The sequence below is a fragment of the Psychrobacter sp. genome (assembly GCF_018260395.1).
GTDB lineage: Bacteria > Pseudomonadota > Gammaproteobacteria > Pseudomonadales > Moraxellaceae > Psychrobacter.
This window is the reverse complement of the sequence record NZ_JAGLBC010000113.1, coordinates 1-7,853: the sequence shown is the minus strand read 5'-3', so window position 1 is coordinate 7,853 and position 7,853 is coordinate 1. Positions and strand designations below refer to the sequence as shown.

At 39.4% G+C, this 7,853-nt stretch carries 7 protein-coding genes; 2 read left to right on the top strand and 5 right to left on the bottom strand.

Annotation, left to right across the window (positions count from 1 at the left end; all coding sequences use genetic code 11):
- The first annotated feature begins 760 nt into the window (after positions 1-760).
- A complete protein-coding gene (locus QZ265_RS08530; protein WP_296405304.1) occupies positions 761-1,312 on the top strand; it encodes a phosphatase PAP2 family protein in 552 nt (183 codons plus the stop codon).
- Positions 1,313-1,551: 239 nt separating this feature from the next.
- Here the strand turns inward: QZ265_RS08530 and guaA are convergent, their stop codons facing one another.
- On the bottom strand, positions 1,552-3,162 hold the full coding sequence (gene guaA, locus QZ265_RS08525; RefSeq protein WP_296405303.1) for a glutamine-hydrolyzing GMP synthase: 1,611 nt from the start codon (positions 3,160-3,162) through the stop codon (positions 1,552-1,554).
- 466 nt (positions 3,163-3,628) lie between these two features.
- Between guaA and QZ265_RS08520 the strand changes: the two genes are divergently transcribed.
- On the top strand, positions 3,629-3,799 hold the full coding sequence (locus QZ265_RS08520) for a hypothetical protein (protein WP_296405301.1): 171 nt from the start codon (positions 3,629-3,631) through the stop codon (positions 3,797-3,799).
- An 89-nt stretch (positions 3,800-3,888) separates the two neighbouring features.
- On the opposite strand, the gene QZ265_RS08515 is transcribed toward QZ265_RS08520, so the two are convergent.
- From QZ265_RS08515 to QZ265_RS08500, 4 genes are all read right to left on the bottom strand, one after another.
- Positions 3,889-5,040, bottom strand: coding sequence for a MalY/PatB family protein (locus QZ265_RS08515; RefSeq protein ID WP_296405299.1), 1,152 nt, complete (start codon positions 5,038-5,040; stop codon positions 3,889-3,891).
- Positions 5,041-5,148: 108 nt separating this feature from the next.
- Entirely contained in the window at positions 5,149-5,592 is a 444-nt protein-coding gene (locus QZ265_RS08510) for a GNAT family N-acetyltransferase (RefSeq protein WP_296405297.1), read from the bottom strand.
- A 203-nt stretch (positions 5,593-5,795) separates the two neighbouring features.
- The gene (locus QZ265_RS08505) at positions 5,796-7,121 is read right to left on the bottom strand and encodes a hypothetical protein (RefSeq protein WP_296405295.1); all 1,326 of its coding nucleotides are present in this window, start codon (positions 7,119-7,121) and stop codon (positions 5,796-5,798) included.
- Between the two features lie 19 nt (positions 7,122-7,140).
- On the bottom strand, positions 7,141-7,853 hold a 713-nt coding region (locus QZ265_RS08500), incomplete at its 5' end, for an AAA family ATPase (RefSeq protein ID WP_296405294.1).

Below are 7,853 nucleotides of genomic sequence, written 5' to 3'. Positions count from 1 at the left end.
ATTATACTTTTTAATAACACAACTTTAACTCATCTATTTACCTTTATCTCAAATACAAATAGCTTTTTTTTAATTCCCAAAATTAACTAATTAGTTGAATATATTCCAAAACTGGAAAAATCCTGCCAAACCTCTTAGCAAGGCAATGCCACTACTCTAAACCTGTACTTTACACGCAACTCTTCACCAGATGTACCCAACCCAACTTCTTTTAAAGATTAGCAATCCTGCTCTGTCTACAAAGCGGATATAAGGTAAGTACCGATAAATAAGTGCCGTTTTGTTCATTAATGAATAAATCCAAAACAATAACCATAAACTTAGATACTTAAAGGCATCAACCCTATTATTGGGTTCAGATTTAAGAGTGAACCTTCAATAAAAATGATACGTATGGAACAGTTTCGATAGAGAATATGATTAAAGGATTCTGCATCATAAATAGCTTGTTTAAAATCCTAGCTTACGCTTGCTCATCTTAACGCTTTCTTAACACCTAGCTACTTATCATGACCTAAAAAGCTAAACGAACGCTTAATGTGTACGTCCATATATACGGTATTTAAATAGTTAGTCCCTTATTGTCAATAAATCTTAGATTTGTAGGTAATGAGAAGATGTTCTCCAACATAAGATACGCATCTTGACTATGTAAAAATGGGTTCTAAAAAGTTTGAGCACATGCTAAAGCTCACTTCTATCTAAAACATATTTTGTATAGTTATTTGACAATAACAACATTCAATTAAATGGAATTAGTATGAAATTTTATCCTATGATTGGGTTAACAGGTTTATTGCTTGTAAACTCAGTCGCTTATGCTGCTTGGGACACCAGTGATCCACCTACATTTGCAGGTGATGTGCTACAAATCGCTATACCATTAACAGGTCTAGGCATGGCATATGCAAAAGGCGATACTGAAGGAATGAAGCAGTTGGCTTACACCGTCGTGGTGAATCAAGCTATTACTGAAGGTATGAAGTATGGCTTTGACGGTACTGCTTTAGGTGAGCGACCCGACGGTGGTAGACGATCGTTTCCGTCTGGACACACCAGCGGTGCTTGCGCTGGAGCCACCTTTATTGGTCAGCGTTATGGCTGGTCATATGGCTCAGTTGCCATGGTGCCCGCAGGCTATGTCGGCTGGTCTAGGGTGAATGCGGAGCGTCACCATGTACGTGATGTGGTCGCCGGATGTGCTTTAGGCGTAGCAACGGGATTGTTATTGACCTCACCTGAAGGTAATCAAACCATTACGCCGTGGTACGAAAATAAGACCTTTGGTGTCACCATCTCATCTAAGTGGTAAAGCCTTAATTTGTATCAAGGTTGTTGAGCACACTCTACCCTTCATAAATTTATCGACAATGATCATTATCCAACTGATTAGACATGGGATGCCATGGTAGATAGTTTCGATATTGATTAAGGGTGTTGCTTAATACATTGCTGGGCTAAAGGCACAGTCTTATATCTACGTTTGCTAACTCGCAAAAAGAGCACCCTCTCGGATGCTCTTTTTTATAATGCTAGACTAAATCGAAAACCCTATTCCCATTCAATCGTCGCAGGCGGCTTACTCGATACATCATAAGTAACGCGTGACACATCAGCGATTTCATTCATAATACGGTTACTTACGGTCTCAATCAGTTCATACGGTAGATGCGCAAAGCGAGCGGTCATAAAGTCAATGGTTTCCACTGCTCGCAACGCAATTACCCACGCATAACGGCGACCATCACCTACCACCCCAACGGATTTGACAGGGGTAAATACCGCGAAGGCTTGCGCCGTTTTATCATACCAACCAGAGCGCTCAAGCTCTTGCATAAAGATAGCATCGGCTTGACGTAAAATATCGGCATATTCCTTTTTAACTTCACCCAAGATACGCACGCCTAAGCCTGGGCCTGGGAACGGATGACGGTAAATCATCTTGTGCGGTAAACCTAGGGCAATACCCAATTTACGTACTTCATCTTTAAACAGGTCACGTAATGGCTCAACCAATTTAAAGGCTAAATCGTCAGGTAAACCGCCTACATTGTGGTGACTCTTAATTACGTGCGCTTTGCCTTGATGAGACTTAGCAGATTCAATAACGTCAGGATAAATGGTACCTTGCGCTAAGAACTCAACTGGCTTGCCGTCGCTGCCTTGGCTCACATCACGTGCGGCATCAGCGAAGACATCAATGAAGGTTTTGCCAATGATTTTACGTTTGGCTTCAGGGTCCGCCTCACCTGCTAGAGCATCTAAGAAGCGGTCTTCTGCATCGACACGCACCACTTTGACACCCATGTTCTCAGCGAAAACTTGCATCACTTGATCGCCTTCGTGCAGACGTAATAGTCCATTGTCCACAAATACACAGGTGAGTTGATCGCCAACCGCTTTGTGCAATAATGCTGCTACAACAGAGCTATCTACTCCGCCTGATAAGCCTAATAAAACTTGCTTATCACCGATTTGTTGCTTTAACTGTTCAACACGCATGTCGATAATGTTATCTGGCGTCCAGTCACCCGCGCAGCCACACACTTGATGCACAAAGCGAGATAGCAAGACATCGCCCTGTAAGGTATGGGTGACTTCTGGATGAAACTGTAGACCGTAGTATTTTTTATCTTCATTGACCATTACAGCGATAGGGCAACTTGGCGTACTGGCTACCACTTCAAAGCCCTTTGGCGCTTCGACTACTTTGTCGCCATGACTCATCCACACATGCAGACGGCTATTGGCTTGGCGCTCATCTTCGATACCATCAAGCAAGGCGCTAGAACCCGTCACATCGATAACAGCAGCACCGAACTCATGTACATCACTGGCTTGTACTTTACCACCAAAGTGGTCAGCCATGGCTTGCATGCCGTAGCAGATACCTAATATAGGCACGTTCAAATCAAACAGGGCTTGGTTAATTTTTGGGCTATTTTCATCATGAACACTTTCAGGTCCGCCTGATAAAATGACGCCTTTAGCAGCAAATGCTTCAATACGGCTGGTATCGATGTCATAAGGATACATCTCACAGAACACGCCAGCTTCACGCACTCGTCGGGCAATCAACTGGCTGTATTGTGAACCATAATCAATAATTAAAATGCGATCTTCTTTGATCGCCGCTGCCTGTTTGCTCAATGAGTTGCTCATAAGGTTATCCAATCTTAGATATATAGTGTCAGTAGCAGAAATTTTAGCGCCTATTTTAACAAGAATCTGCCTAGGGAGGGGAGTTGTGTTTTCAATCAAAGTCGAAAAATGTAACTGTCAGTCAAACCTGGCAATCAAACCAAATAGTCAAACCAAGCAGTCAAACTAAGATAACAAAATTGTCTAGCTAATCAGTCAAACCAACCAGTCTAACTAACAATGCAAAACAACTATGCAAACCAACTACGCAAAATAACCAAATCATCTTAACTTTTTACTAACGAAGCGCTGTTTTTTTTTAAATAATGATTATGAATAATTGAATAAGATTGTATTGAGTTATGTTAGATTGACTTTGCCTTGCCCCTGCCCTAAATAATGACAAGACGCTAAACTTGGTTGAAAGTTGCTATTGTTGATACTGTGGCTTACAGTACCCCATACTATTAAATCTAAGGAATTAAGCATGAAACTTATCAATTTAGTTATCTTCTTTATCATCGTTTTCGCATTAAACTATGTGCTTAATATGGTATTAAACCTAGGACAGGACCTGACCTATATTGCTGTGCTAAGTGTGATTACTACGGCATTGTTTTATGTGCTTACCTTTATGCGTGATCGATGGTCTAAATAACTGATCAGCCAACCTCTTTGAAGCTTAAGCGGCTATAAGTTATGTTGATCCTAAAGACTATTTATATAAAAGAGCGGGCTAAACACTCTTTAAGCGCTTAATGCTTGTTTGATACGTGCCAATCCTTCAACCAAGACCGACTGAGGACACGCCACGTTAATACGCATTTTTAAATGCCCTTCATCCCCATAACCAATGCCGGCATTGAGCTCTACCTTGGCATCGCGTAAGCTATCATATAATGCCTTATCGTCTTCAGCATAAGCTGAGCAATCTAACCAAATCAAATAGGAGGCTTCAGGGCGCATGATCTTAATATTTGGTAAGTTATTGGCCAGATACTCTAAAGTGAATTCAATGTTTTTTTCGATATAAGCCAATGCCTGCTCAAGCCATTCAGCACCATGTTCATAACCACTTTGCATAGCGCTATAGGCGAACATATTCAGCTCATACTCGTCATTTAAGCGCTGCTGATTGCTGATTTGCTTTAATAAGGCTTTGTCTTTTGCAAATATCATCGAGCCTTTAATACCCGCAATGTTAAAGGTTTTAGTCATTGATGTTAGGCTGACTACCATATGCTCATAGCCTGCAACCAAATTTAAAAACGGGGTAAAGCTATGACCCGTTAAGGTTAAATCTTGATGAATCTCGTCACTGACAATTGCCACTTGATATTTTTTGAATAGCTCAAGTACCGTTTTTAACTCTTCTTTGCTCCACACCCTCCCACCTGGGTTATGGGGATTACACAGTAAAAACAGCTTAATTTTGTGCTTTTTAATTTTGGCTTCGATATCATCTAAATCAAACTCATAACGCCCCTTCACCTCTTTTAACGCAGAGCGAATCACCTTACAACCGTTCAGCTTAGTCTTAGTTACAAATGGGGCATAAATCGGGTCATTGATGAGTACCGCATCACCTACCTCAGTAAATAAATTTACCAGTAACGCAATACTAGGAACCACACCAGGCGAAAATAAAATTTGATCCGCTTCAAGTTGTAAACCATAGCGGCTGCTGTGCCAATTGATAATCGCTTGATATAAAGCATCAGTTTGCTTGGTATACCCAAGTATGCCGTGGTCAATGACCTGCTGTAGACTGTCTAAAATTGGTTGAGCAGCCTTAAAATCCATATCGGCCACCCACAATGAAATGGTGTCATCTTCATAATGCCATTTGATGGAGCCAGTATTACTTCTATCGATTACTTCATCGAAATTATATTGCATAACAGGTTCCTAAAGCTGAGGTCATTTATATTTTGTAATGTTTAAACAGCTGGTTTTAGTTGGCTTTTTGAGTTTGATTTTTTAGATGTTTGCTTTTTATAATCTGTTTTATGTATCAATCCGCTTAATCTCGGTTAAAGCTTGATTGCGATAGTATAAATCTTCACGAATGCTAAATCCTAATCGCTCCCAGAATCTATTGCCAATCTCATTGCGTTGAAAAATAAATAACCCAACTTTACTGATAGATAATGCTTTCATTGCATCAAGCACCTGATTAACCATTGCCTCACCGATACCTTGATTACGATAAGCGACATCCACGGCAGTGTGATAGATATAGCCTCGCCTGCCGTCTTCACCTGCAATAATAACGCCGATGATTTTTTTATGTTCACTTTCTGCCACAAAACTAAGGGTTGGATTACGGGTTAACATACGATCAATACCGTCTTTAGAGTCGTCAACGTAATTTAAGCCCATGCCGGGTGTATTAATCCATAGCTGGTATACCGCATCGTAATCAGCAATTATCATTGTGCGTATGGTCATGACGAATCTCAGTAGTTAGGATTTTAGTTGAAATAGTACTTCAGCAAAATTAATATCGGTAGCGACTTAAGCATAATAATCAGCGCATTGGGTGCAATTACGTGTGTGGCAGGAGCTAAACACTATGCGGTTTGATATGATTACTTGCCTCCCTTACGAATATTGAGAAAAGATTATGAGTCGCTAGTAAAAGACCTTTATACTTACACTCTTACCGTTTTACCTATACCCTCTAGATTAAGTAGAGTGCTAATCAATTGTGTCTCATTCGCTGCTATTTCTTTTTTAAACTGGAGATAACTATCCATATTCTGTGGAATGGCTAATTTAAATTTATGTATCACACCGCCATACCCATTTAACGTCCCCATCTTTAAAGCGATATTCTCATCTTCGCTTGGTGCTATAAAACCACCAATATCTGCTTTATATAAATAGAGGTATGAGATAATTTGATTAAGATCATCGCGAGCAATGTTATTATCTTTCATATGTTTATATTTAGCATCAAGGATAATCTGATTGTCTTTTACAAAGTCTGGATAGCGCCTAACATTATTACCCTCAAATTTCTGCACATAAGTATTGATACCGCCTTTTGATCGTTTATTCTGCGGATGAGCATAGCCGATTTTAGATAATAGCGTATCCAAATACTCTTCCCACAGCCATGCACCATCAAATAATATACCGTAGGCTTTGTCTTTGCTTTTAGCATACTTAAGCTCTTCATAACGTAATAGCTGTAAGCAAATTTTTTGTAGGTGGGCATATTCTGTGAAGTAGGGATGCATGAAAGGTTTACGATTTTCATGAATGACCGTTTGTTTTTCTCGAGCATCATAAGAGGGGGTGTGCTGAACTATCAAGTTAACAAAATCAAGGGTATCACTATCGCTGTGCAAGACATCTCGCACATTAGGTTTCTGCTTAATAAGCTCAATAGTATGGCGAACAAGCTGGATTACTGGATTATCAAAGCTATATTCACGCACCATATAAGCCATATTACCGTGAAATGGCTGATTTCTTTTGACGTGCGTTTGAATATCAATCTTGCCTTTTAAATTACTGTCGTTGTAACGTCTCTTTTGATATGCCTTGTATAACCCTTGCGACAGCGCCTTTTTAAGATAATACGCAAATAAGTACACCAAGAAATCAAATATATTGGTTTGGCTACGACTATGCTTTAAGTCCAGCACATTAAACTTCAGCACTTTATGAAGCATATAGTGTAAGAAGTAATCTTCTTGACCATAAACAGATACTTTAGCAAATCGAGATTGAATTTTTAACTGGGTATCTTTAACACCGATAAAACCCATGATATTGCCAGTCTCCAATATCGTTTTAGAGCCTTTTACACTCAACTCGAAGATAGCACTTTTACTGATATCATCATCATTGGCTTCAAAACTGTCAGGAAATATTAAAAGCTCTGGATGCGTTTTTGCTAGCTCAGCTATTGACTGATTAGCAAGGACTGATAAATCGGATATGACCTTTTTATCTTCTAAATCATCCATGTTTAAATCCAGTGATGAGTTATCTGTCGCTAAGAGCATCATCAAACCTTACTTGCAAATTGTAAGCATCTTTCAATTTCAAAAGCTGTTCTTCAGCATCAGGATATCCTCGCAAATATTCAAATAATAATGCCTCTAAATGATATGCCCATAGCTTACTAAAATCACCGTTATAGTCTGCAAGCTTTAAAAAGTAAGCAGGCCCAACATGATAAGCAGCATTAAGACCTTGTACTGATTCAATCGCTGTATTCAAAGCAACCAAACGCTGTTCAGCTTCTTCTTTCCAAGAGTCAATTTTCTCATTCCACATAGATAACGTATCGGTAGCTTTGATTTCTCTCCACGCAAAACGGCGTCGCATTGCAAAATCAAACGACTCTACACTGCGATCGATATCATTCATTGTACCGATAATATAAACATTGTCTGGTATAAAAAACCCGTTTTTGAATACATCTTCTTCTGTCTGTAAATTTGCATACTGAGTCGTAACTCTACCTTTTTCTCCGCGGTAACCTGGGTCTATTGAAAAGAACAACTCACCGAATACTTTAGATATTTCAGCACGATTGATTTCATCCAAGATAATAATAAACTTCTTTGTTTTATAACTTGAATTAGCCATTTTTAGGTTATATTGTTGTCTGATGTGCTCACAAACTGGGATTAAGTAGGGTTTCCAATCAAGAGCTTTACCTGTTTCAAAGTAAGTTTGAATTTTATACTTAC

Bases quoted from the DNA above. Each gene is read 5' to 3' on its own strand.
- QZ265_RS08515 (WP_296405299.1), bottom strand. From the start codon at position 5,040: ATGCAATATAATTTCGATGAAGTAATCGATAGAAGTAATACTGGCTCC.
- QZ265_RS08530 (WP_296405304.1), top strand. From the start codon at position 761: ATGAAATTTTATCCTATGATTGGGTTAACAGGTTTATTGCTTGTAAAC.
- QZ265_RS08510 (WP_296405297.1), bottom strand. From the start codon at position 5,592: ATGACCATACGCACAATGATAATTGCTGATTACGATGCGGTATACCAG.
- QZ265_RS08520 (WP_296405301.1), top strand. From the start codon at position 3,629: ATGAAACTTATCAATTTAGTTATCTTCTTTATCATCGTTTTCGCATTA.
- guaA (WP_296405303.1), bottom strand. From the start codon at position 3,162: ATGAGCAACTCATTGAGCAAACAGGCAGCGGCGATCAAAGAAGATCGC.
- QZ265_RS08505 (WP_296405295.1), bottom strand. From the start codon at position 7,121: ATGGATGATTTAGAAGATAAAAAGGTCATATCCGATTTATCAGTCCTT.